The following is a 24,593-nucleotide window of genomic DNA, read 5'->3' on the forward strand; positions in this document are numbered from 1 at the left end:
TTTTTGTTATCATAACACAACTTTGTTCGTTAGCGAAGCTCGCTACTTGACCGCCCCGTTCGTCACGCCGGAGAAAATATAACGCTGCATGAGCAGGAACACGATAACAGTAGGAATGAAGATCAGCAGAATACCCGCCGAGATGACGTTAAGCTGCGCCGCGTTCGGACCGACGAAATCGTAGATGGCGGTGGACACGACTTTCAATTTCCGCGAAGGCATGTAGAGGAACGGAATGTAGAAGTCGTTGTAGATCGAGATCGTCTTCAGAATAATAAGCGTCGCGGTAGCCGGTCCGAGCAGCGGGAAGATGATCGACCGGAAAATGTTGAAATACGACGCTCCTTCGATCATCGCGCTCTCGTCCAGATCGCGCGGCACGCTTTTGATGAATTGCATGTAGATCGTAATTTGCAGCACGTCCGCTCCGATGTACAGCAATATCGGCGCCCATATCGTGTTGTACGCTCCGATCGCCTGAACGACGCCGAACGTGGCCACTTGCGTCGTGACGAGCGGAATGACCTGAATGAACAAGTACAATCCGAATATCGGCTTGCGGAGCGCGAAGTCGAACCTGCTCAGGCAGTACGCGACCATCGTTCCGATCAGCACGTTGCCGGCCAGCGAGAACAGCAGCACGACCGCGATATTTTGAAAGCCGAGCCCAAGCCGCCCGATCTCGAACACCCGAGCGAAGTTGTCAAAATTCAGCCAGTCTGCCGGGAAAGCAAGACCCGACTGGTAATATTCCACCTGAGTCTTGAACGCGCCGACGACGACCGAATAGATCGGAAACAGCACGATCAGAACGGCCATCGAGAGCGACAGGTACTTCAACGTCCGAACGACGGCGGATTCGTTGCGCTTCATGATCAGTCCGCCCCCTTGAACACGAATTTGCGCTGGACGAAGATGATGAGCATGACGATGAACAGCAGCAGTACGGCCATCGCCGACGCTTTGCCGAAGTTCTGGTACTTGAACGCCGTATCGACCGTCTCGATGACGAACGTGGACGTTCCGTTCGCTCCGAGCATGATGATGTACGGGATATCGAACGCCTCCAGCGCGCCGGTCAGCGTCAGGATCAGCATCAGCTCGATAACGCGCCGTATGCTGGGCAGCGTAATGAACCGGAAGCTTTGCCACCCGGAGGCGCCGTCGATGCTCGCGGCTTCGTACAGGTCTTCTGGGATTGACTGCAGAGCCCCGATGAAAATGACCATGGACAGGCCGAAATATTTCCACATCGAGATGAACGCGAGCGAAAAGTTGACGATGTCCGGATTGCCGAGCCACGCCTGCTGCCACGACCCGAGCCCGATCGCCTCCAGCACGACGTTCAGCGAGCCGTATTCCGCGTGATACAGGTTTTTGAACATGATCGCCGTCGCCACGCTGTGCAGCACGTACGGTAAAAACAGCAGCACCCGGAAAACGTATCTCCCTCTCAGCTTTCCGTTCAGCAGGACGGCAAAGTAAAGCGCGACTGCCGTCTGGACGAGCCCGCCGATGAAGTAGTAGGCGTTGGCGCGAAAGGCCCGGAACACTTCCGAGTTGGAGAAAATATCCCTGTAATTCGCCAGTCCGATAAACTTCTGATCGAACCCTACCCCGTCCCAATCGGTGAGGCTGAAATAAAACAGCGCCGCGGCGGGATACAGCGAGAAAGCCGCCATCAGCGCCAGCGGGAGGGTTAGAAACCCGAACAGGATGAGGTATTTCTGCGTTTTGTAGCTAAGGTTGAACATAGGCTTTCCTGCCCCCTTTCCGATGTCGTCCGCGGATGCACGATCCTGAGGAAACGCTTTCAATCCCCATCATTATAAAATGAAACGTTCAACCGTTTAAGGGAATACGTTTGTTTTCCTTGTCTTATTTTGGGATAATTTTCACCTAACTCTTCATCCGACTGTTCGCTTGGTCTTCATCTAACTCTGTCCCGAAACTCTTTAGGCGTGCTGCCGGTCGCTTTTTTGAACGCTTTATTGAAATAAGCCGGATCCGTGTAACCGACGAGTTCTCCGACCTCGTATGTCTTAAGTGACGGACGCTCGCGAAGAAGCGCCTTCGCACGCTCCATGCGCACGAAGATGAGATAATCGGTAATCGTCTCCCCTGTCTCCGTCTTGAACAGCTTGCTCAAATAACTCGGCGTGAGAAACACCGCCTCCGCGATTTTGCACAGCTCGATTTCCTCGGCATAACGTTTGGCGATATACGCTTTGACCGTCTCGACGACGCGGCTTTCTTGCCGCTGCTCCCGCAAACGGCGGAACTTCTCGTGAACGGCGGCGAAGAAAGCGGCCGCGCACGCTTGCCGGTCCGCGTAACGGCGCGGATCGAAGGCCTCCTTCTCGCCAAGCAGCGCGAAGACACCCTCGCAGCCTTCCCGCAGATCCTCCCAGGACGGATAAGCCCGCATCCACTCGCCCCACCATCCGACCAGCGCCTCATGCACGCCGTCCCAGTCCGATATCGACAACGCCGCCCGGCTCGCGCGATCGAACAGAACGAACGGATGAACGGACGGCTCGGCCGCTTTCTCCAGATGCAGAAAATCGGCGAACGCGTGTCGGCCCGGTTCGAACCAGGCGCGATGCAGCGCCGCTTCCGCCTGTTCGGCCGCCTTCGGCAGCCAGATCGGCCCGCGGAACGGCTCGCTGGCGCCGACGCGCACATGGCGCAGAACGGACATTCGCTGCATCAGCGTCTGCCCTTGCTCGCGGATCGTATCGTAATGGTCGGTCAGCCGAATCGAGACGATAACCGTCGTTCCGCCGCCGAACTCGAGCGACGTCCACGGCCGACCGACAACGTCCAGCGCGCCGTGCAGTTCCTTGAGAGGCGCGGCCGGCTCCGTCCTCACGCGCACGACCGCGTAAGCTTCGCGAAACAGCGGATGGTCCTGCAGCTCCTTCGCCGCTTCTTCCCGAAACTGTCCGGGCACCGCCTCTTCATCCGGCACGAGCAGCAGCCGGAGCCGTTTCTCGAAATCGGCCGCGCTGCGCTCGGCTTCCTCTTCGATCGCCGCATGCATGCGCGCGAGCATCTCGGACAGCTCCTGCGGATCGACCGGCTTGAGCAAATAATCTTCCACGCCGTAGCGCATCGCCTGTTTGGCAAACGCGAAGTCGTCGAACCCGCTGATGACCGCGCATTTTATCCCGGGAAACTCTCTGCGCAGCTTGTCGATCAGTTCGAGACCGCTCATGCCCGGCATTTTGATGTCCGTTATGACGAGCTCCGGCAAGATGCCCGCCTCAATCTTCTCGAACAAATCCGCCGCTCCCGAGCATGCGGCTGCCACTTCGTATCGCTCCCCCGCTTGTTCGATCAGCTTCGCAAGCCCGCCGCGAATTCGTTCCTCGTCGTCTACGACCGCAATTTTCATAACGTCTTCCCCTTTCCGATTCCAGCTTCCGCAAGAAATCTAACCGTTACAGTCGTCCCCGCTCCCGGCTCCGCATCCACCTGTAAGCCGTATTTCTCCCCGTAGCGCAGCTTCAGCCGTTCGTGCACGTTGCGAAGTCCGATGCCGCGGGGATCGTCCTCCTCGCCGGCGGCGGACATGCGGCTCCACTGCGGCTCGTCCAGCTTGCCCCTTAGCTGCCCGAGCGCTTCTCCGCTCATGCCCGCTCCGTTATCGGAGATGGTGAACCGATGTTCCTGCCCGTCACGCTCGTAGCGGATGCTGATATGCATCACCGGTTTGCCGTCCTCCAGCCCGTGGTACACCGAATTTTCCACGATCGGTTGAAAAAGCAGCTTCATGACCGGAAGACTGCCGTCGAACGGCTCCGCCGGCAGCGTCAGCGTAAACCGGTTGCCGTAACGGTAATTCAACAGCTGAACGTACAGCTTCAGATGTTCAAGCTCCTTCGCGGCGGGAACCGTCTCCATGCCGCCGCCGATGCTGTACCTTAACAGCTTGCCAAGCAGATGCGTCATATCGCTCACTTCCGCATCGTCGTTCATGACCGCGGTCATCCGGATCGATTCAAGCGTGTTATAAATAAAATGAGGATTGATCTGATTTTGCAGCGCCTTAAGCTCCGCCTCCTTGTTCCGTTGACCGGCCGCGTAGACGTCGTCGATCAGCGTTCGGACGCGAAGCAGCATCCGGTTAAACGCGCTTCCGACCAGTCCGGTCTCGTCCGGGCGGCGAACCGGGAACGTCACGTCCAGATTGCCGGACTGCACGACTTTCATCAGCCGCACGAGCGAGCGCAGCGGCCGCGTCACCGCGATGATGAGCACGAGCGAGATGAGCAGCGCGAGCAGCACCGCCGCCAGCGTCGTCGAGAGCGTCAGATTGCGCGTCTGAACGGCGCCGGCCATCAGTTCGCGTTCGGGCACCGTGATGATCATTTTCCACCCTGTCTCTTCCGACCGCTTGTAGATCGTCAGCATCCGCCGTCCGTCGACGACGGCATGGAAGCTTCCTTCCGGGCCGGACGCCTGCTCCAGCAGCTCCGCATGCGGATACGACTGGGTCAAATACTTCTTTTCGCTGTCGAAAATGACCCGTCCCCGTTCATCGACGATCAGCGTCGTTCCGATCGTTGTCTTGTCCAGATCGCGCACGATGTTTTCGATAACCGTAATGTTCGCGTCGACCGCGATCATGCCGAGCGATTCGAAGGAGGTGTCGATGATTTCCCTCACGACGGTGAATACGTACCGCCCGTTGTTCGGCCTCCCCGACACTTCCTGCGTGCTGACGAGAATCGGATAGCCGTGCCCCTCTCTCGCCAACTCCTTCCACTGCGGGTACATCTGCGCGAGATCGCCCCTCACGCCGCCAGATTTGAGCGCGAAATACGAGTGTCCGTACCGGTCGAACAAATAAACGGAATTCGTTCCTTGCTTGATGTTGTTCATGAAGTAAATGCTGCTCTCCGCTTCCCGCTGAATCTCAAGCCTTAGCAGCTCTTCTTCCGGCAAAATGCTATCGGGGACGGTCCGAGCGGCCGACTCCTGCCCCTCGGACCGTTCCGTCTCGTCGCGCTGCTCGTAAAAAGCGTTCGAACGCTTCAGTCCGGTGCGGATCTCGTCCAAATACGAAGGAATGATCGATATTTTTTTCATATCCTGAATATAGTCGTCCAGCTTCGAAATCATCGCATCGGACAATTCAGATACGTAACTGACCGTGTTCGCCTCGATCGAATCGGCATAGCGTTCGGCAGATATGTATCCGATCACCCCTACCGGCAGCAGCACGAGAAACAAAAAGACGATGAACAGCTTCCGCTCCATCCGTCTGGCCGGCCACTCGAACAGCTTGGCGAGCGCTCTGACAATCGTCGGCATAGGCGCACTCCTGTCCGCGAATGTTTTTTTCGTTTCTATCATAGCATAACTTTATGCTAACAAATGATAGATTTCGAGTCTCACGCCGCTCGTATCGGGATTAATATATATGAAAAGAAGTCGTCCTCAAGTCCGTTTTACGGACCGAAGGACGACTCTTGCTTATCTTATCCTATTTTCTCCACCTTCAGATTTGTGTGTGAAGGAATGATCTCGGGCTGCTTCTTCCACCTCATGGAATGCCCAATGCGTCTCTTTCACATCTGTAAACGCTGGTGTGCTCACTTCATACAATGGACCTCGGTCAAACATGCGGTTCATCGCTTTGACGGCTTCGGCGCGTGTGAGATTTCCGTTCGGACGGAACACTCCGTCCTCATAGCCATCCAGAATTCCCGCTTGCTTATTGGCCGCAATCTCCAATACCGCCCAATGACCTGTGATATCCGTAAATGCCGTAATACTGTCTTCCTCAGTTCCTAACCTAAATTGTTTATATCGCGCTGCGATTGCCGCCATTTCGGCGCGCGTGATCGCTGCGTTCGGGTTAAAATCCCCTGCAGCGTCCCCTCTCATCAAGCCTTGCCGCTTCACATATTCAATCGCTCCTGCCGCCCAATGAGAGGCCGATACATCGGAGAACGGGGCTGCTGCCGCTTTTTTCGAGTCATCAACCCCCAGATTTCTGGCGATCATCGCCGCGATTTCCGCTCGTGTCACGGTACGGCTTGGCCCGAATGTTCCGTCTGCATACCCTCGAATATACGCTTCGTGGAAATTCACAGCAGGCTCTTCCACATGAAGAATCGTGAACGTACTAAATTTGCTCACCTCAAACTCGATACCTGGCAAACCATTCTTGTATTCTACGATTTTCCCTTTTACTAGACGCTTCTCCCCATCACTGTGCTCAATGAAGACCTTGAGTTCATCCAAGAATGCTGCACGCTCCGCTGCATTCGATGGGAGCTGAACATCACGCAAAGGTAATATAAGGGTGACCGGCCGATTCGGCATGTTCGTTTCAATCGTCATAGGTCTTGCAACGACAGTCACCTTGGCATCCTTTGCCGATTCTCTAACTACCCGTTCCGATCTTGCACGATTCTCTACTTCTTGCCGCTGCGATTTTTCCTTCAACGGAATGACGCGGAAGTATAAATCCTCTTCAACAGTATCCATGGATCGATGCGGGATTAGAAGCCTTATATTTTCTGTGAATATTTCAAGGCTCACATTTTTATGAAACAATTCTCTTATTGCTTCTCTTAGAAGGTTAACACCAACTTGAGCGACTCTGTCCTCTTCGTCCGGAATCATGATGCGAGCCGTCGTTTGACCCGCTTCTGCAATACGCTGCGCCGCTTCTCTCGCTCGATCGGGCGTTAATGTGACCTCATCTCTTACTCTGCCGCTTGGCTCGGTAATACGGGTAATTTGCGTTTGCATGACCGTTGTAGCCGAGCCTACATCCCCTGTTTCTACCGGTACGTTGATGATCTGGGCGGCCGGCTGATCGGATGAGGATGAATCATCACTTGGCCTTGTAATGTCGATCGTATACCTTTTCATCTTTGTTCCATCGTAGGCTGTGACAACCACATCGATCGTATTTCGTCCCGCATGCAGCGGGACAGTTGTTGCAACGCCGCTTATCGCGCTTATCCCGTTCACTTCCAGACTTGCGCCCCCGCTTGCTGCCGTGGCTGTTACATCCACACTGTTTGCCGATCTTCTTACGTTAGTCCGATAGTTGACCGTATCTGCTGCGAACGCCGGGCTTAATGTCCCCTCACTCAGCGTCAAGCCGCTTAAATTGGCATTCACAACCCATTTCAAATAGGGATACCGTTCATTCTCTTCGATCTCCCAGATGTTATCGAAGTCCCAGCCGGCAAAAGTCGCTTGCTGCTTCATCTCGGCTGTAGACTTACCATAGGATCGCTGGCTTCCCATACTTGTTGTTTGGTTTGTCGTCTCTTTATCCCAGTAGGAATGATTGACCTTGCCGCCTATATTTTCACCGACTAAGCCGCCGATATAACCACTGCTGACATCCACCTTGCCGACTGCATAGGAGTTGCTAATTGTTCCATCTCTTCCACCATAAGTACCGCCATAAAGACCGCCAACCAAACCGCCTGTATAACTTTCAGAAGGGATGACATCGCCAGTTGCATAGGAATCGCTAATACTTCCGTCGCTTACTCCAACCAAGCCGCCTAGAGCAGCAATGCCTTCCACTGTACTGCTCGCATAGGACTGATTAATGTCTCCTGCATTGACACCGGCCAAACCGCCTAGAACATCACCGCCTGTCACCTTTCCACTCGCAGACGAGTAACTGATATTTCCGTTGTTATAACCGACCAAGCCGCCGGAATTACTGCGGCCCTCCACCTTACCGCTCACAGAGGAGTAACTGATGCTTCCGTGGTTATAACCAACCAAGCCGCCGACAAGATCGTAACCGGCTACCGCTACATTTACGTCCTCTAGTTTTATGTTGGAGATTTTACTCGCAGTATCCGTGTGGCCAAACAAACCGACAACATCTTCGCTGGAACGATTAATATATAGACCTGTAATCTTAAACCCCTTGCCGTCCAATGTACCGTTAAACCAATCAATCGGCGCCCAGCCTTCTCCTGTGTTATACGGCAGCACATCAAGGTTAATATTAGCACCAAGCTTGAAATGCGCATTCAGATGCTCGCGTATTTGATTGAAATGAGCTGCTGTTTTAACAATAAATGGATCGTCCGCTGTACCTGAACCAGTCCAAGGCGATCCCGCACCTTCGCGATCCGCTTGCAAATAGGGATAGCTATCACCCTCGTCGATCGCCCAGATGTGATCGAAATCCCAGCCGCCAAAAGTCGCTTGCTGCTTCATATCAACGGTAATCTTCCCGTATTCATCGCTGCTTCCGGCACTTGTTGTCCGGGTTGTCGTCTCTTTATCCCAGTAAGAAGCAGTGACGGTTCCACCCGCATTTTCACCCGCTAAGCCTCCGACATCGCCATGTCCTGTCACCTTGCCAACCGCATAGGAGCTGCTGATGCTTCCGCCATCGTTAGAACCGACCAAACCGCCTGCATGACCGTTAGAAGCGTTGACATCGCCGCTTGCATAGGAATCGCTAATATTTCCATCGTTTGCTCCAACCAAGCCGCCTGCAAAATTAGCGCCTTCCACTTGACTTCTCGCATAGGATTGACTAATGTTCCCTGCATTCGCACCGGCTAAGCCGCCTACCCAATCACTGCCTGTTACCGCTCCGCTCACATAGACATTGTTTATCGCTCCGCCATTCATCCCGACCAAGCCGCCAACACTAGAATTACCTGTTACCTCTATATTCTCAAGCCGTACATTCGAGATTTCAGCCCCGTTGCCAGCAACGCCAAACAGGCCGACCTCATTTTGACTAGGACGATTGATATGCAGCCCTTTAATTTTATACCCGTTGCCGTCCAGGATGCCGATAAACGGATCCGACGTTGTCCCGATTGGTTCCCAACCCTCGTCTGCGCCGTATTCCAAGCTAAGATCGATATCCCCGCCAAGCTCGAAATATGCATTCAGGTAGTTGCGCACCTCATTCAATTGAGCGGCTGAAGCAATAAGGAATGGATTGTTCTCCGTTCCCTTGCCTTCACCGCTCCAAGGAGGCGGTCCCGCTCTATTCAATTCCCATCTCAATATGGGATAGCTTCCACTTTCGGCTATCGCCCATGTTTCAAAGAAGTTTTCCCAAGTATCGGCAAAAGTGGATTGTTGCTGCATTTGCTCTGTCGTTTTTCCTTCACCGGCTGCGCTTTGATCTTGTCCAGAGGTCTGTATATCCCAGTAGGAATTCGTAACCGTGCCAGAGTTGAAACCGATCAAGCCGCCTATATTATTGTGACCTGTCACCTTGCCGCTCGAATAAGTATTGCTAACCACATTAGAATTATAGCCTACCAAGCCGCCTACATAATTGCCGCCGTCTACCTCTCCGCTCGCATAGGCGTGGCTAATATCTCCTGCATTTCGACCGACTAAACCACCGACCTCTTTATTGCCTGTCACTTTACCGCTTGCATTGGAATTGTTAATGGTTGTAAAGCTAAAATTATAGCCTACCAAACCGCCTACACTTTCAACACCGGTTACGTTGGCGGTTGCATAGGAGTCCGTAATATTTTTGCTGTTATCACCTATCAGCCCACCGACCGAATAATCTCCTGACACCTTGCCGCTCACAGATGAGTTGTCAATACTCCCTTCGCTATTCCATCCTACCAAACCGCCGACAGCAGCATAGCCTGTTACATCTACATCCTCTAGCCTAACATTGGAAATCACAGCCTGATTACTACTCACTCCAAATAGTCCTACATTCTCATCAGCAGGACGGTTAATATACAACCCCGTAATCTTGAATTCATTCCCATCCAGTGTACCGTTAAACGACGAAATCGGCTCCCAGCCTTCCCCTTCGTTGTATGGCGGTACATCCAGATTAATATCGGCACCAAGTTTGAAGTGTGCATTCGGATGCTCGCGCATTTGATTTAAATGAGCGGCGGTTGTAATTACATATGGATCGTCCACGGTTCCTTCGCCGTTCCAAAGAGCCGGATCGCTCATCGTGATTCCTAACAGCTGTGAAAGGTCTCCATAAACGGCAGAAGTTATCGATGGGGTATCATCCCCGGCCAAAGGCGAATCATCCGCTCTAACCGTGGATAGCGGCAGTATCGCAAACAATAACGTCGCTATAATGAGTAGGCTAATCTTTTGTTGTATCCTGCGTTGTTTTAACATCATTGTCCTTCCTCCGTAAACATATTTTTCTACATGGAACCTCCATTCTTGTTAGTTTAATCTGTCGGATGTTGCAAAACTGTGACAAACCGTTCGATAAAACCGGCCATAGCATCAGCTGCCGCAGCCGGACGTTCGCCTGTTCAAAAATTGATCAGTTCGACGCCTTACTATTCAATATAGGAAAGCATTCTATCGAACAGTGCTCAATAGCGGATTGAGATAGAAGCAAGGAAAGAGAGGATCGACGAATGGGGAGAAACAGACTTCCTTACGCTCGTCTCTGCGAAACGCGAGGATGCACGAAAAAGCACTACGCCAAAGGCCAGTGCAAACTGCATTACTTTCGTTCCTGGCGCAGCAAGAGTCGTTCGGCGAGCGCTTGCGAGGAAGAGGAAGCTTCGGCAAAATCCGGTTGATCGCAAGCAAGCTCGGGAAAATCGCGCACAAAAAAGCCGGCGGGTTCGCTCCGCCGGCTTCGTCGCCTTCCTATGAGCCGATGTATGAAGACCGGCGAATAGGGTATGATAATCATGTCGAACAATAGTGATTGTTCGACATTTTTTTGTTTAATTATCCCTTCTTTGTTACTCATTATAAACGACCGAATCTTTCATAACAATACATTTTTCAACACACCGTGCATGCTTTCGGCCACGAAATCCGGAGCGGCTTTCTTCATCAACTCAACCGTGTGCAGGTAGCGCTGCGTCGTATTGATCTGCACGTGGCCCAGCGTCTGCTGCACCTGTTGAAGCGATGCGCCGTTCAGCAGCGCCATGGTCGCATTCGTATGCCGAAGCCAATGGGGCGTCACCGGCTTGGAAATCCCGCACTCCCTGCTCGCCCTGTTCACGATGCGCTCTACCTGACGGGACGTAATCGGAAAGACCCGGCTTTGCCGGTTCACATGCGCAGATCCGCCATGCAGCTTCAGCCGGATGGAAGGGTCGTTATGCAGCTTCCATAACGCCTCCGGCATTTTCACCTGCCTCGTCTTGCCTCCCTTGCCGTCCGCGACGGTCAGCCACGCGCCGCTCTCCAGCGGGTCCGTAACCACATCGCCCCACCTCATCTGCACCAGCTCCGATACCCTCAGTCCCAGTATGACCATATAAAGAACCATCATCCATTCCCGTACGCTCTTGGCGCTCAAATAGGTCAGCAATTCGGTCAGCTCGCGCTGGGTCAGAAAATGATGCCCGCTCGTTACCCGCACCTTGGGCAGTCGGATGGACGAGGCGGGATTATGCGAGAACAACGCGATATTGGCGTCGCTCCCCCATCTGTAAAACGAGCGCAGCGGTGCGATCAAGCTGGCGATAGTCGAAGCGTTCAGCGGTTTGTTCCCGGACGTTCCCCGCAGCAAGGATGATTTGTATCGCTCCAGATCGTGCCAAGTGGCTTCGCCCAAAGGGGTTGCCCCGATGAACGATCGAAAACGGCGAAGCGCCCGTTCGTAATTACGGATCGTATTCGGCCGATGATACCCGGCCAGGAAGCTCTGGATCATCTGCTCTTCGTCCAACACAGCCGCTCCGTTCGAGAGCTTGCGGTCCGCATTCATGTCATTGGCTCCTTTCTATCGGTGAACTTCGAACAATCACTATTGTTCGACCTCGCTTGTCGGGCGGCTCCGCCGCCATAGAACAAGAAAGGAGGATTTGAAGGATGTCGAACCTGATCCGCTCCGAGCTTCATGCTCTTGGACTGCGGAAAGATCCCGCGACTTTCTCGCATAGCGTACGGGTAGGCCTGCTGGCTCAAGCCGCCGCCAGGCAGCTCGGAATGCCGGAGGACGAAGAACGGATGTTCACGGCCGCCTGCAGCTTTCACGATATCGGGAAGCTTCTCGTCCCGCAGGAGCTGCTCGTCAAACGACTCCCGCTCGACGAGCAGGAACGGGAGCGTATTCGCGAGCACCCGCTCCTCGGCGTTCGCCTTGTTCGCCGACTCGGCTGGCGGGACCCGAGAATGATCGCGACCGTGCGCTCCCATCACGAGCGCTGGGACGGAACGGGATATCCGGACGGACTCCGAGGCGAGAGCATTCCGCCTTGGGCGCGCCTGTGCGCCGTCTTCGATTCCTTCGACGCCATGGTCCAGACCCGCTCCTACAATCGGGTCAAGACGGCGGCGGAAGCAATGGACGAGCTTAGAAAGCAGAGCGGACTCCAATTCGACCCGGCCTCCGTCGAGCTGTTCTTCTCCATTCCGGAAATAGCGATTGAAAAAATACGGCGTTATCGTTAAGACGCCGAACCGAAAGCAGGTCGAAAACGATGAAACCAACCGTCACTCTCCGTCCGGGACAAACGCTGGCCAAGCCGGTGCTGAACAAAAACGGGATGGTCATGCTCGGCGCCGGAACGCAGCTGACCGACAAATATATCGAACGTTTGCGAACGCTGGGCATTACAGACATCTATGTCGAAGAAGACGCCTCTTCCAGGACTCAGGGAGCGGAGTCATCGCCCGCCGCTGCTTCATCCGCCTCCGCTTCGCAGGAGAGGCCGAACAGGAAGAGAAACTCCGCCGCTTCCAAAAAGGCGGTCGACGAAGCGTTCGCCAGGCTCATCGGCAATCCGCTCATCCGCCAGCAGCTGTCCGTGCCGATGCTCGGCGACCGCTTCGTGCGCATCTATCAGACGCTGCTGGAAGAGTTGTCCGATCATCGCTTCATTAAAGACAGGCTGACCCTGCTTCATATGAAGGACCCGATGCTGTTCGAGCACACGCTCAATGTCGCTACCCTGTCGGCAATTATCGGCTTCGCCAAACAATACTTCATCGAGCCGCTTCACGATCTGATCGTCTCTGCTCTGCTGTTCGACATCGGCATGACCCAGCTTCCCGACGAACTGCTGACCAAGAAAGGCCGGCTGACGGATTACGACCGAGGGCTTATCGAGCGCCATACGGTCGAAGGCTATCAGATGCTTGTCCATCGATCCGACTTGCCCGGAGCCGCCGCGATATGCGCCCTTCAGCACCATGAACGCTATGACGGCTCCGGTTATCCGTCGGGGCTCAGCCGTTCCAATATTCACGAGTTCGCCCAGATTATTGCCCTTGCCGACACATACGACGCGCTCGTGTCCCGGCGGCACCATCGCAGCTCCTACACGAAGAGGGACGCCGTCGAATTTCTGCTCGGCTCCGGAGATCGCATGTTCGACTTATCGCTTGTCAAGCTGTTCGTCGGCCACATCTCCATCTATCCAGTCGGAAGCCGCGTCGTTCTCAACAGCGGGCAGACGGCGGTCATCACCTCGGTCGATTCCTCTCTCGTCCAGCGTCCGATCGTCAAAATTATCCGGGAAGGGGACGGAACCCCCGTAACATCCCCCTATGAGATCGATCTGAGGGCGCAGTTCGATCTGGTCATCGTAGACACGGCCCTGTAACCATGCAAAAAGACCGTTCCGAAATCAGGAACGGTCTGGTCATGTTGTTCGTAAGCAGGCTGCGGAAGATCCGGTCATTTTCGGCGGCTCAGCTACCATGGGACAGAATCCGTCCTTTAGGCCTGAAGCTTTGCGCCCCCGTCTTTCGAGCGGGTTTGCCGTTATCGGTATGTCCTCGGTCAAATACACGATCATTATACCTACAAACGTCTTCCTATTCAATACTTTGGTAGGAAGACTTTGGTAGGACAGCAGAAGATGACCTCCCCGGCCGCCAAGCTCAAGGGGTCATCTTCTGTTGCGGCAATAGCGATTACTCGTCGTTGAGGATCGCGATTATTCCGTAAACACCCGTTTCACCGCTTCCAAATAACCGTATCCGTGCAGGTCGTCCGGCTGCAGGTAGCTGGTCTCCGTCCATTCGTTCCAGCTGTTGATCGTAACGAGCGGCGCCCGCTCGGGATGGGAATCGAGATACGCTTTCGCTTTCCGCAAGGCGAGTTCGACTTTCTCCGGCGTATTACCCTTCACGATGCCGGGGCGAAACTCCTGGAACCTCGGGTTATTGTCCCATCCGATCGAGACGTGAGGGAAATACGGGATGTCGAAAGCTTGATCGATGCGCTCCCATTCCTTCTCCACGTCGGGCAAAATGTCCCCGTACTCCCTGTCGATGTCGACAAAGTGAACGAATTGATAGTGCGTGAGGCTGTCAAAGCCGAGCAGCCGGGCCGTCTCGCTTGTCGTTGCCGTCTGTCCCCCGTCCACGCCGCTGAGATTGAAATTCGTCTCCCGCCACATCGTCAGTTGGAGGTGAAGGCCCGGAAGACCTTGCGCCACAGCACGGCCGCGAAACCATTCCAGCGCCTCACGGGTCGCCTCGGCTCCGCCCAATCCTTTCATTAGATTAGCCAGATCGTAGACCATGAACACCGGCTTGCCGTCAAGCCGATAGTAGGACGGATGGGAGAAATAACGCTCGATCAACCGGTCGGCGATCTTCTCGAATTCCGCCCGATCGACCGCCGCGTTCCAGATAATATTGTCCTGATCACCGGACAGCCGAATATCCCACGTGTTGTTGACGTCGTGATTGGCCCACATCAAATAAAACTTCACCTTGTCGTTGTTGCGGGCTTTCAAGTAACCGTCGTTCAGGCATTGTTCCAGAAACGGGCGTCCGTCATACCAGTACCAGTCGTAGATTAACACGTTGACGCCGTGGTCCGCCGCCGCCCGGATCTGCATCTCCATAACGTAAGGATCGGCTTCGTTCACGTATCCCCAGAGCGGCCGGCGGGGCCAATCGTGGCCAGGGAACTTCCTTACCGCGTTCTTGACGGACTGCCATTCCCCGATCCCTTCCGGCCAGAACATCCGGGTTCTCGGCTCATCTCCCGTGTACGCCGGCCACACGTAGGCGGCGACGTCGTATCGATTGCTCATCATCCATCCTCCATACGAATCGTAATTGTGTTGCCGAATCTAGCCTTTTACACTGCCCAAAACGATCCCCTTCATAAAATACTTCTGGAGAAACGGGTACACGGCCAGGATCGGAGCCGCCGCGATGAAGATTTGGGCGGATTTCAACGTTCTGTCCGATATTTGCGACAACAGCTTGAGCTCCTCCTGCGATGCGGATACGAACAAAGACATATCGCGGCTGGCGATAATCGTCTGCAGGTACGTTTGCAGAGGGTACTCCGAGGGGGAGCGCATCAGAATCAACCCGTCGAACCAGGAGTTCCAATGTCCCACGCACGTGAACAGCACCAGTGTGGCGAGGGCCGGAACCGACAGCGGCAAATAAATCCGGCTCAGCACCGTCCAATGCCCTGCGCCGTCCATGACTGCGGATTCCCCGATCTCCTTCGGCACTTGGCGGAAGAAATTAAGCAAAATGATGACATTAAACACCGGAACGGCGCCCGGCAATATTAATGCCCAGAGAGACCCCATGAGACCGAACTGCTTGATCGTCATGTACCATGGGATCATCCCGCCGCTAAAGATGATAGTCACGAACAAGTACCAGGCATACGCGTTCCTGCCGTACAGCTCGCCCTTTTCTTTGGACAGCGGATAAGCGGCGAAAATCGTAAGCAGCATGTTGATCGCCAGTCCCAGGCCGACGCGCTCCAGCGTAACGACGAACGAAGTCAGAAACTGCGGCTTGGTCAACGCATACTGGTAGGAGCTTAGATTGAACTCGACCGGCCACAGGGTGACTTGCCCGGACGCCGCCGCGGTGCTGGAGCTGAAAGATACAGCCAGCACATGGAGGATCGGGAAGACGCACAGCAGCGCGGCGCCAATCAGAAACGTATAATTAACGGTTTCGAATATTCGGCCTCTCAACGTTTGATAGGAATGCAAGTGCGCTCGCTCCTCTGCTTAAAAAATACGATAGCCTGCAAACTTGGAGGCAAGCCTGTAACCCGTCACAATGAACAGAAACGACACGACCGACTTGAACAGTCCGACCGCCGTAGCGACGCCGTATTGGCTGTTCTGCAAACCGATGCGATAGACGAACGTGTCCAAAATGTCTCCCGTCTTGTACACGATCGGGCTGTACAGGTTGAACACCTGCTCGAACCCCGCATTCAACACGTTGCCGAGGCTAAGCGTGGCCATAAGCACGATGATCGGCATCATCCCCGGCAGCGTCACGTGGAAAACCTGGCGAACGCGGCTGGCTCCGTCCATCACGGCGGCTTCGTACAACGACGGGTTGATCGAAGTGATGGCGGCCAAATAAATAATCGTGCCGTAGCCGAATTCCTTCCATACGTCCGTAGTCACGAGAATATAAGGAAACATGCGCTCGTCCGCCAGGAAGAAAATCGGCTTGATTCCGATCGCGTTCAGCAAGCCGTTGACGATGCCTTCGCTGGGGGACAAAATATCGATCAGGATGCCGGAGAGAATGACCCACGACAAGAAATGCGGAATGTAAATGAGCGTTTGGATGGTGCGCTTGACGAAGCTTCTGCGGATCATATCCAGCAGAATAGCGAAGACGACGGGGACGATCAGTCCCAATACGATTTTGAGCAGCGCAATAAAGACGGTATTCCAGAGCACCTGCAGCGTGTCGGGCATTGCGTACATGTATTTGAAATTGTCGAGTCCTATCCATGGGGAATGAAAGAAGCCCTTAGTCGGATTAAAATTCTGAAATGCAATCACGATTCCGATCATCGGATAATAGCTGAAGGCCGCAACCAACAGGATGCAGGGGAGCATCATGACGTGCATTGGCAGCTGCTGCCGGATTTTCGCGGTTTTGCGAGAGCGAGCCTTGGCTGCACCGCCGCCCGGAACTACGGATTCGGTTAAAGCCATTCCCTTCATCATTCCTCTCCTCAAGCTCCGCCGGCCGATCGAAGCGGACCTCTTCGGCCGGCGGAGCAGGCGTGCCTACTTGGCCGCGTTGACTTCCTTCGTGATGTCGTCTCCGCCAAGCTTTTTCCACTTCTCCACGTAGGAGTCGAATTCGTCCAGCGGCGCCGAACCCATGATGATCTTGGTGAATGTCTCGCTCCTCATTTGATTCAGCGTCGCTCCCTTCTGCGTCATCGACTCCGTGTCTCCCTTGATGTAGCCGTTTTTCAGGAACAGGTTATTTCGATCGTAATGGTCGATTACGCTGAAGGCGCTGTTGTCCGGACCGGCCCACCCATTGGAGCTCCACAACGTGTTGTCTCCGGCCTTATATTTCTCAATGTTGCCGACATTGTCCTTAATCCAGTAATTTTCGAGTACGCTCTGATCGTTCTCCTTGAAATACTTGCTCACGTTCTGATGAATGAACAGGTTCTGCTGCGGGAAGAACGTCGTCATGACGGCCAATTGATAGAATTGATCCGGATAGGTTTCCAGCTTGCTGTCCTGTCCGTGGTAGATCGGATCGAAGTCGGGGCTGAGCGCCGGGTCCTTCGCGTAGAAATAGTTGTACAGCTTGATAGCGGCTTCCGGGTTTTTCATCTTCTTGTTCACGACGTAGAACGTGGCGGACGATCCGTTGATCATCGGTTTGGCCTGCTGTCCGTCGGCGGATACGATCGGGTACGCTTGCCAATCGGCATTCGGGTCTTTGTTCTTGGAGTCCTGCAGCGGCCAGAACGGCAGGAAGTGCTGACCGAAGACCATGCCGATTCTGCCCGCCGTTACCGCCTCCGCGACCTTGCCCCCGTCTTTGACGGAAAATTCCGTATCGATATAGCCGTTGCCGTACATTTCCGCCACTTTGCCGAGAGCGGTCCTGACCGCCGGTTGAACGCCCCCGTAGACAAGATTGCCGCTGCCATCGTCCAGCCACCCGTTGGCGTATCCGGTATAGCCTTCGAAGAAACCGTCCAGCGAGGCAAAGCCGCCGAACAGATCCTTCTGGAGCCCCAGGCCGAACGTATCGTTCTTCCCGTTCCGATCCGGATCGTCCTTCGTAAACGCTTCCACGATGTGAAGCACGTCATCCATCGTTTTCGGCGGCTCCAGATTCAGATTTTTCAACCAGTCCGCGCGAATCCATATCATCGAAGCTCCGTCGATCGCGCCGTTAATTTGCGGCAGCCCCATGAGCCTGCCGTCCACCGTTGCCTGCGACAGGCCGATACGCTGGTCTGCCTCCATCATCTGCTTCGTGAAGTCGGAAGCGTACTGATCAAACAATTCGGTAATGTCCATGGCGACGCCCGTATCCACCAGCATTTTGAACTGTCTCGAATTGACCGGGATAATGTCCGGCAAGTCGTTGGAGGAGATCGATACGTTCATTTTTTGTTCCAGCTGTGCACCCGGCACGGTCCACAGGTAATTGATCTTAATGCCCAGATCGTTCTCGTAACCGCGCGTCCACACGTTGTCGCTCAGTACGTCCGGCTTGATCGACACCGATTTTTGCACCTGATCGCTTAATCCCATCACCGAAGTCACGGTAATCGGCGGGTCGTATTTCGCTTTCGGATCGGCAGGCTGCTCCGCGCCGGCAGTCGATGCGCCGCCGGCTGAGGGAGAGCTTGCCCCCTTATGGTTGTCGTCGTTCGAACCGCTGCACGCGGCAAGCGACCATGCCATCATGCCGATCATCGCGACCGACAGCGCTTTATGAAGTCGTTTTGTTGTCATGCCCGTTCCCCTTTTTATCCGTCGTTGAGTTACAGCGGCCGACTGCAATTTCATTGTAAATAAACTGTAAGCACTTTCATATCTTCATTTCTTTACAGTTCATTCATTTGTTTACCTGTTGGCGGCATCTCTGTAATCCTGCGGTGTAAGGCCCGTTATTCGCTTGAACGAACGAGTGAAATTCGACGAGGAACCGTACCCCAGCGCTTCGGCGATGTCGTTGACCTTGATGTTCGGATCGGTCAGCATTTGCTTGGCCCGTTCCACTTTCACGTTCTGGGCGTATTCGGATAGATTAAGGCCGGTTTGCTGCTTGAAGAAACGGGACAGATAGCTCGGGTTAAAATGAACGACTTCCGCCAGCGACACCAGCGAGACGTCCTGATGGAGATGCGCTTCGATATAACTCTTGACCTTGTCCACGATTTCCATCGCCCGTCCTTCCGTCCTCAGCATCCGCAGGGACGGGTCCAGTTCCACGGCCAGTTCCTCGACGACCTCGACGATTTTGTCGTAACCTTCGGTCTTCAGCACGTAACGTTCGGCCCCATGCTCCAGAGCGCCGTAGGCATAATCGAACTCCTTGTAGCCGGTCAGAAAAACGACCTTGCATGCCGGCCAATGCCGCTTGGCCTGCTTCAGCAGTTCGATTCCGTCGATCCCCGGCATGCGAATGTCCGATATGAGAAGATCGATTCGCATCCGACTGATCAGCTCGAGCGCGTCTTTGCCGGAATAGGCGCGGTGAACGTCCAGCTCCCACTTCTCGTTTTCCTTGAATTCCTCGTACAGCCCGTCCGCGATGATCGGCTCATCGTCGACAATAAGCAATGTAAGCATGAACATCCCTTCCTCCCCGAATTTATTCGCCGACCTCAAGCCGGATCGCGACGACCACGAAATCCGGGCCGTTGACGATCCGAATTCCGCTTCGCTCGCCGAAGCGAAGCCGGATTCTTTGATGAATGTTGAGCATCCCCGTCGTCTCCTTCTGACCGAAATCCGCCGCTGTCGCCTCGTCCGTGACCGACAGAAGCGCCTCTTCGCTCATCGGCTCGCCGTTATTGGCAACCTCGATTCTTATTCCGCGCGGTTCGGGGATAAATTGGACATGAAGCACCCCGTTCTCTTCCATTTTCTCCAGCCCGTGTTCGAAAGCGTTCTCAATGATCGGCTGCAAAATGAGTCTCGGCACCGCCAAGCCTGCGTATTCGGTCGGCAGCTCGCCGAATTCGACCCGTATCCGGTTCGAGAATCGTTTCTCCTGGATGTCGCAGTACACTTTGGCATGATTGACCTCCCGCTCCAAAGTGACCTCGTCCGACGCGTTGCGGCTAAGGAACTGGAAGTATTCCCCCAGCTGCAGTTGAAACTTCATCAGTTCCTCGTATTTGCCCCTTCGCGTCATCGTATACAGAAGAAAAAAGCTGTTGTAGAGAAAATGAGGATTGATTTGCGCCTGCAGCTGCTTCAGTTCCGCGCGCTGCACCATAATGGTCTGCCGGTAATTCTGATCGATCAGCGAACGCAGCCGGACGAGCATCGAGTTGAAGCGATGGTACAGGACGCCGAATTCGTCTTCGAACGGGTGTCCGATCGTAAAGTCCAGATCTCCCGTTTCGAGTCTTCTGAAGCCGTCGAGCAGCTTGCGCAGAGGACTGCGGAGAAATCGAATAATCGCCAGCGAGAACAGCACGGCGATCAGCATGACGGCGGTCGTCAATATCCAGAACCAGATTTTATGCTTGTCCAGTCCTGCGAAGAAAGCGTCCTCCGGCAAATAACTGACGAGCGTAACCCCGAGATAAGGCGACGTATCGAAAATGTACAAATAGGACTTGCCTGCGATTTCGACCGTCCCGCTGCCGCTCTCCCGATCGTCGATCAGCGACCTGATGCGTTCTTCGGCCAAAGTCGCCTGCGTTTTCGACAGCAGCAGCCGTTTGCCGGAATCCAGCAGGAAGGAACCGCTGTCCTTATCCGCGTTAAGGGAGCCGAGCGAGGCTTTCAATTGCGGCAAGGACAGCTTGACCAAGACGGAATATAGAGGGGGAGAGCCGGACGTGCTGTAATTGGGCGGAAAAAAGGCGTTAAGAAACAGATGATTGTCTTGATAAATCAACTGAGAAGGCGTTGAATCGTCGAACAGCTGCATCCGCTCCAAGTCAGAGGGCTGCATTTCGCCGATGCTTCCTTCGGCGGGAATCGCACGTTGAATCGACGGGATATATGCGGTAACGTTTTCGATGTATACGCTTCCGTTTTTGATCGCGCTTAATCGCTGCTGCAGCTTGATCATGTAATAACCTCTCTCGTACGCGTTCATGAACGGAACGTTGTTGGCGAGCAGGTTAATATCGTCGTTGTACAGCGTATCGGATTGAACGAGCTTCATGCCTTGAATTTCTTTGGAGATCTTGTCCAAATAATACGACATTTGCGCCGCTTTGGAATTGGAGATCTCCTCCTTGATCGCGTTTAAGCCCCACATGTACATGTTGATCCCGATCGCGTACAACGGCGCCATAATAATCAAGAAAGTAAGAATAAGCCTTATCAGTATCGACTTCCGCCAAAAGGCGAATATTCTCACGCCATCGTCCCCTTTGTGCCGCTGAATGTTAACGTTCCTGTATTATAGGATCAGTTCTCCGCATTCATCAAGAGCGAAAAGCGTCCGGCATCGGTATAACATGCTCTTGTTGGATGATTTGTGGCAAACCAAAACCACTCTGTAGAGAGTGGTTGGTGGAAGGAATCTATTCTTTTCTCGCTTGTCTTAAAACCGTATCCCTAAGTCTTTTCCTAAACTTTTATAGTGGTTTAGTACGATTTGAATTATTGAATTGCTTTGTTCTAGAAATTTAATGTCCTGTTCATAATCTTTTATCTGCTGATTTTGCTCTGCAACTTGCTTCTCAATATTTGTAATTTTATTACGAATATAATTCAACTCATCTTGATCCTTTGCAAACTCTACTTCTTTTTTAGCAATTAACAATTGATCGTTGTATTTACTAATTTGCAAATTGTTGTTTTCAAGCTCTCTTTTATATCTATCAATTTTTGAATCAATTTGCTTTTTATGATTTAAAATGTCTGTGTACTCGTTCATAAAATCTTGTTGTGCAAATCCGCTGCTCTTTAATTTTCCAAAATAATTACCTGAAGTATATTCAAGAACAATTTTTGATTTAGAATTTTCTTTGATCTTAAACCCAAGCATCCAACTAGCCTGTTTCAATGATATGTAGGTTGTATTATCAACAACTATTGCGCCTTTAGGAGCACCCATATTTTCAATTTCTATATTTTTTTCTGCTGTAACCTTTTTTCCAAGAACTGATTTTATTTGTTCGGCAGAGACAGAAAATGATATTGCTAATAATACCCCGGATATGAATCCAACTATTAAATAGCGCAATGATTTTTTATCCATAAGAAATCCTCCAGTTATTATTATTTCTACGCATATGTACTGTTTGAAAGCATTGGAACCATTGCGTAAAAGTCCAAAATCATACGCCAATTGCTCCATTCTATAGCACATTTATAGCTTAATCTTCGATGATTATCAACAAAATTTTACAATCATTCAAAAATACGCCGACAAAATATGGTATAATCCTCCATACAACAGTATAGGCTTTGAGGGCGGTCGGCTAGTCTCCCGGAAGGGAGGTGATGCCATGGAGGTTAAAGACGCTTTGATGTTGATGATCGGTTTTGGTGCGCTAATTATCGCGTTGCTGACACTGGTTGTCGCAATCGTCACAGCGTTTAACCAAAAGAAATAGACCGCCCTCAACCCAGGGATAACGGTCTATTTCCAATCACTTATCCGCAAGCCTACCGCCCTTAAAAGCGGCTGTTGTGGGGAGTCGTGTTAGCGCACGGCTCCTTATTACATTTACCCTATTGACTATAGTCAATAGAACTTCTGTCTAAAGTATACCACGACGATTTATTCTGTAAACAGAATTTAAGCAACAAAAACCATATGCGCAACCCATTCGCATGAGGTCGAGCTTCTCAACCCCGAATCAACGTGACCTTAAACACGCTTCCCGAGTCGGAACTCGTCTCCAGTTCAACGGTCCCCTGGAAAAGTGCAAGCAAATGGCGAACAATCGACAGACCCAAGCCAGCGCCGCCACTTCTGCGCGCTCGTGACGAGTCGATTCGATAAAACCGCTCAAAAACCAGCTCCCTGGACGGAGCAGGGATTCCTTTTCCGGTGTCCGAAACCTGAACTGCAACCTGTCCATCTTCATGCGATACTTGCAGCGTAACGTTTCCATTCGGCCGATTATACCGGATGGCGTTGTCCAGCAAGTTGCGAAAGATCAGGAATAAGAAGCTTTCTTCCCCCCTTACCAAGGCCATACAGGGCTCCATCAAATGAATCGTCACCCCATATTTGACTGCCACCGGTTCCATAAATGAAGTTACGTCCACGAGAATGTCGGCAAGCTCAACAACCTCGTGTTCGCTATGCGACCGATCGTACGTTCCGTCAGCCAGCAGCAACAAATCCTCCGTTAACGACTCCAACCGTGAAAGCGTCCGCTCCGTTGTCTCCTTGTACTCTCTCCATTCGCTGGGATCAATACCTTCGCTGTCTCCGGCCACTTCCAGATTCGTGCGCAGGATGGAAAGCGGCGTTCTTAATTCGTGCGCGGCCGCGGAAACAAAACGGGCCTGCTGCTTAAAAGAGTGTTCCAGCCCATCCATCATCGTATTGAATGCGATCCCGAGCTTCTTCAATTCATCGTGAAGCTCGTCGATTTCCAGCCGTTTGTGAAGGGTGGCTGACGTTATTCCCGCAGTTGTCTCACTCATCCGCTTCACAGGCTTCAGAACAATCACGGCGAGCCATTGCGCGCTAACAACCATGGCTGCTAAAGCGACAAGCAAGCTGATTATGCGCCCTTGCAGCTCTGGTACAATCCTGTAAGTCGAGAAAAAAGACTCTATCGCCGCATAGAGAACAATCATGATCGCCAAATGAACAATCGCAAACAGCGTCAATCTGGAACGCAGGGAAAGACGGCTCCATCGTCTCATTTCGTTTCCTCTTTCTTTCCGGCTGCGGGCAGAGCCCATTTATAACCGTAACCCGGAACGGTTTGAATCGCCTTTTCTCCTGCCTCCGGATCATAGTGCGAAAGCTTTTTGCGCAATGAATTGATGTGAACCCGAACCGTTGAGGAAAGGGGATCCGCATGAATATCCCACACGTGCTCAAGAAGCCGCTCAGACGAAATGACCTCGCCGGGATGCAGCATCAAATATTCTAGCAACCCGAATTCTTTTCTCGTTAATGAAAGAAGAACGTTGTCGAACCAGACTTCCTTCGTTTTCGAATCGAGGGTAAGCTGTTCGAACTGCAGGACCGGGCTTTTCACGGACGAACTCCGGCGAAGGAGCGCCCGGATGCGGGCAAGCAATTCATTGAACACAAAGGGTTTACGAAGGTAGTCGTCCGCACCCGAATCGAGCCCTTCCTCCACTTCGTCCGGATGGCTGCGCGCTGTCAGCATGAGGATAAAAACATCGTTATGATGCGAGGACTGGCGAATGCGTTGGCATAGCGAAATGCCATCCAGCTCCGGAAGATTGATGTCAAGGAGAATAACGTCATAATCGTTGGTATCCGCGAGCTCCCACCCGGTTAACCCGTCAACCGCGAGGTCCACTGCATAACCTTCCCGCCTTAGTCCCTTGGCTAGTGCCCGTGAAAGATCCTCCTCATCTTCAACAATGAGGATTCGCATACCACCACTCCTTCCATGACAATGACACTAGATTATCACACATTTTTCCGCGAAACGAGGAAAATCATGCAGTCTTTCGGAGCTTCGCTTACTTAACAAGGATTTAACAGCTCGACCTTTATAATCAAAGCAAATCTTCCTTTGG

General features: G+C 53.0%; 18 protein-coding genes and 1 riboswitch. Of the genes, 3 read left to right on the forward strand and 15 right to left on the reverse strand.

Features of this window, described 5'->3' with window-relative positions:
- Window positions 1-42: 42 nt before the first annotated feature.
- The 6 genes from B0G52_RS23960 to B0G52_RS23990 form a co-directional block, all read right to left on the reverse strand.
- Window positions 43-873 (reverse strand): carbohydrate ABC transporter permease, encoded by an 831-nt coding sequence (locus B0G52_RS23960; protein ID WP_094047940.1) that lies wholly within the window; start codon window positions 871-873, stop codon window positions 43-45.
- A gap of 2 nt (window positions 874-875) precedes the next feature.
- The gene (locus B0G52_RS23965; RefSeq protein WP_094047942.1) at window positions 876-1,754 is read right to left on the reverse strand and encodes a carbohydrate ABC transporter permease; all 879 of its coding nucleotides are present in this window, start codon (window positions 1,752-1,754) and stop codon (window positions 876-878) included.
- A 176-nt stretch (window positions 1,755-1,930) separates the two neighbouring features.
- A complete protein-coding gene (locus B0G52_RS23970; RefSeq protein WP_094047944.1) occupies window positions 1,931-3,397 on the reverse strand; it encodes a response regulator in 1,467 nt (488 codons plus the stop codon).
- A complete protein-coding gene (locus B0G52_RS23975; protein WP_094047946.1) occupies window positions 3,394-5,319 on the reverse strand; it encodes a sensor histidine kinase in 1,926 nt (641 codons plus the stop codon). The genes B0G52_RS23970 and B0G52_RS23975 overlap by 4 nt, the downstream gene beginning before the upstream one ends.
- Window positions 5,320-5,481: 162 nt before the next feature.
- Window positions 5,482-10,134, reverse strand: a complete 4,653-nt coding sequence (locus tag B0G52_RS23980) for a GLUG motif-containing protein (protein ID WP_094047948.1) — start codon at window positions 10,132-10,134, stop codon at window positions 5,482-5,484.
- Window positions 10,135-10,744: 610 nt separating this feature from the next.
- A complete protein-coding gene (locus B0G52_RS23990; RefSeq protein ID WP_094047952.1) occupies window positions 10,745-11,698 on the reverse strand; it encodes a tyrosine-type recombinase/integrase in 954 nt (317 codons plus the stop codon).
- A gap of 104 nt (window positions 11,699-11,802) precedes the next feature.
- Here B0G52_RS23990 and B0G52_RS23995 point away from each other — a divergent pair, with 104 nt between their 5' ends.
- Together B0G52_RS23995 and B0G52_RS24000 are read left to right on the forward strand one after the other, a co-directional pair.
- Window positions 11,803-12,384, forward strand: a complete 582-nt coding sequence (locus B0G52_RS23995) for an HD-GYP domain-containing protein (protein WP_094047954.1) — start codon at window positions 11,803-11,805, stop codon at window positions 12,382-12,384.
- A 29-nt stretch (window positions 12,385-12,413) separates the two neighbouring features.
- Window positions 12,414-13,538, forward strand: a complete 1,125-nt coding sequence (locus B0G52_RS24000) for an HD-GYP domain-containing protein (protein WP_094047956.1) — start codon at window positions 12,414-12,416, stop codon at window positions 13,536-13,538.
- Between the two features lie 79 nt (window positions 13,539-13,617).
- A riboswitch (cyclic di-GMP riboswitch) is annotated at window positions 13,618-13,708 on the reverse strand.
- Between the two features lie 166 nt (window positions 13,709-13,874).
- On the opposite strand, the gene B0G52_RS24005 is transcribed toward B0G52_RS24000, so the two are convergent.
- From B0G52_RS24005 to B0G52_RS24035, 7 genes are all read right to left on the reverse strand, one after another.
- Complete coding sequence (locus B0G52_RS24005) at window positions 13,875-14,984, reverse strand: glycosyltransferase WbsX family protein (RefSeq protein WP_094047958.1); 1,110 nt, start codon at window positions 14,982-14,984, stop codon at window positions 13,875-13,877.
- Between the two features lie 39 nt (window positions 14,985-15,023).
- Window positions 15,024-15,917: a carbohydrate ABC transporter permease gene (locus B0G52_RS24010; RefSeq protein WP_198960717.1), complete on the reverse strand. Its 894-nt coding sequence runs from the start codon at window positions 15,915-15,917 to the stop codon at window positions 15,024-15,026.
- Between the two features lie 18 nt (window positions 15,918-15,935).
- Window positions 15,936-16,802 (reverse strand): ABC transporter permease, encoded by an 867-nt coding sequence (locus tag B0G52_RS24015; RefSeq protein ID WP_233163003.1) that lies wholly within the window; start codon window positions 16,800-16,802, stop codon window positions 15,936-15,938.
- A 162-nt stretch (window positions 16,803-16,964) separates the two neighbouring features.
- Window positions 16,965-18,671, reverse strand: a complete 1,707-nt coding sequence (locus tag B0G52_RS24020) for an extracellular solute-binding protein (protein WP_158223842.1) — start codon at window positions 18,669-18,671, stop codon at window positions 16,965-16,967.
- 111 nt (window positions 18,672-18,782) lie between these two features.
- On the reverse strand, window positions 18,783-19,511 hold the full coding sequence (locus B0G52_RS24025) for a response regulator transcription factor (protein WP_094048081.1): 729 nt from the start codon (window positions 19,509-19,511) through the stop codon (window positions 18,783-18,785).
- Between the two features lie 22 nt (window positions 19,512-19,533).
- Entirely contained in the window at window positions 19,534-21,264 is a 1,731-nt protein-coding gene (locus B0G52_RS24030; protein WP_094047962.1) for a sensor histidine kinase, read from the reverse strand.
- A gap of 186 nt (window positions 21,265-21,450) precedes the next feature.
- On the reverse strand, window positions 21,451-22,110 hold the full coding sequence (locus B0G52_RS24035) for a coiled-coil domain-containing protein (RefSeq protein WP_094047964.1): 660 nt from the start codon (window positions 22,108-22,110) through the stop codon (window positions 21,451-21,453).
- Between the two features lie 250 nt (window positions 22,111-22,360).
- On the opposite strand from B0G52_RS24035, the gene B0G52_RS35345 reads away from it, so the two are divergent.
- Complete coding sequence (locus B0G52_RS35345) at window positions 22,361-22,468, forward strand: putative holin-like toxin (RefSeq protein WP_198960718.1); 108 nt, start codon at window positions 22,361-22,363, stop codon at window positions 22,466-22,468.
- Between the two features lie 235 nt (window positions 22,469-22,703).
- On the opposite strand, the gene B0G52_RS24040 is transcribed toward B0G52_RS35345, so the two are convergent.
- Together B0G52_RS24040 and B0G52_RS24045 are read right to left on the reverse strand one after the other, a co-directional pair.
- The gene (locus tag B0G52_RS24040) at window positions 22,704-23,738 is read right to left on the reverse strand and encodes a sensor histidine kinase (RefSeq protein ID WP_158223843.1); all 1,035 of its coding nucleotides are present in this window, start codon (window positions 23,736-23,738) and stop codon (window positions 22,704-22,706) included.
- Entirely contained in the window at window positions 23,735-24,448 is a 714-nt protein-coding gene (locus B0G52_RS24045; protein ID WP_094047968.1) for a response regulator transcription factor, read from the reverse strand. The genes B0G52_RS24040 and B0G52_RS24045 overlap by 4 nt, the downstream gene beginning before the upstream one ends.
- Window positions 24,449-24,593 lie beyond the last annotated feature (145 nt).

Source organism: Cohnella sp. SGD-V74, assembly GCF_003001675.1.
In the GTDB taxonomy this organism is placed as follows: Bacteria; Bacillota; Bacilli; order Paenibacillales; family Paenibacillaceae; genus Cohnella.

What these genes read in the sequence shown, in the direction of transcription:
- B0G52_RS24000 (WP_094047956.1), top strand. Translation starts at nt 12,414, where the DNA reads ATGAAACCAACCGTCACTCTCCGTCCGGGACAAACGCTGGCCAAGCCG.
- B0G52_RS24040 (WP_158223843.1), bottom strand. Translation starts at nt 23,738, where the DNA reads ATGAGACGATGGAGCCGTCTTTCCCTGCGTTCCAGATTGACGCTGTTT.
- B0G52_RS23990 (WP_094047952.1), bottom strand. Translation starts at nt 11,698, where the DNA reads ATGAATGCGGACCGCAAGCTCTCGAACGGAGCGGCTGTGTTGGACGAA.
- B0G52_RS23980 (WP_094047948.1), bottom strand. Translation starts at nt 10,134, where the DNA reads ATGATGTTAAAACAACGCAGGATACAACAAAAGATTAGCCTACTCATT.
- B0G52_RS23970 (WP_094047944.1), bottom strand. Translation starts at nt 3,397, where the DNA reads ATGAAAATTGCGGTCGTAGACGACGAGGAACGAATTCGCGGCGGGCTT.
- B0G52_RS24005 (WP_094047958.1), bottom strand. Translation starts at nt 14,984, where the DNA reads ATGAGCAATCGATACGACGTCGCCGCCTACGTGTGGCCGGCGTACACG.
- B0G52_RS23960 (WP_094047940.1), bottom strand. Translation starts at nt 873, where the DNA reads ATGAAGCGCAACGAATCCGCCGTCGTTCGGACGTTGAAGTACCTGTCG.
- B0G52_RS24015 (WP_233163003.1), bottom strand. Translation starts at nt 16,802, where the DNA reads ATGCACGTCATGATGCTCCCCTGCATCCTGTTGGTTGCGGCCTTCAGC.
- B0G52_RS24045 (WP_094047968.1), bottom strand. Translation starts at nt 24,448, where the DNA reads ATGCGAATCCTCATTGTTGAAGATGAGGAGGATCTTTCACGGGCACTA.
- B0G52_RS35345 (WP_198960718.1), top strand. Translation starts at nt 22,361, where the DNA reads ATGGAGGTTAAAGACGCTTTGATGTTGATGATCGGTTTTGGTGCGCTA.
- B0G52_RS24035 (WP_094047964.1), bottom strand. Translation starts at nt 22,110, where the DNA reads ATGGATAAAAAATCATTGCGCTATTTAATAGTTGGATTCATATCCGGG.
- B0G52_RS24025 (WP_094048081.1), bottom strand. Translation starts at nt 19,511, where the DNA reads ATGCTTACATTGCTTATTGTCGACGATGAGCCGATCATCGCGGACGGG.
- B0G52_RS23975 (WP_094047946.1), bottom strand. Translation starts at nt 5,319, where the DNA reads ATGCCGACGATTGTCAGAGCGCTCGCCAAGCTGTTCGAGTGGCCGGCC.
- B0G52_RS24020 (WP_158223842.1), bottom strand. Translation starts at nt 18,671, where the DNA reads ATGACAACAAAACGACTTCATAAAGCGCTGTCGGTCGCGATGATCGGC.
- B0G52_RS23995 (WP_094047954.1), top strand. Translation starts at nt 11,803, where the DNA reads ATGTCGAACCTGATCCGCTCCGAGCTTCATGCTCTTGGACTGCGGAAA.
- B0G52_RS23965 (WP_094047942.1), bottom strand. Translation starts at nt 1,754, where the DNA reads ATGTTCAACCTTAGCTACAAAACGCAGAAATACCTCATCCTGTTCGGG.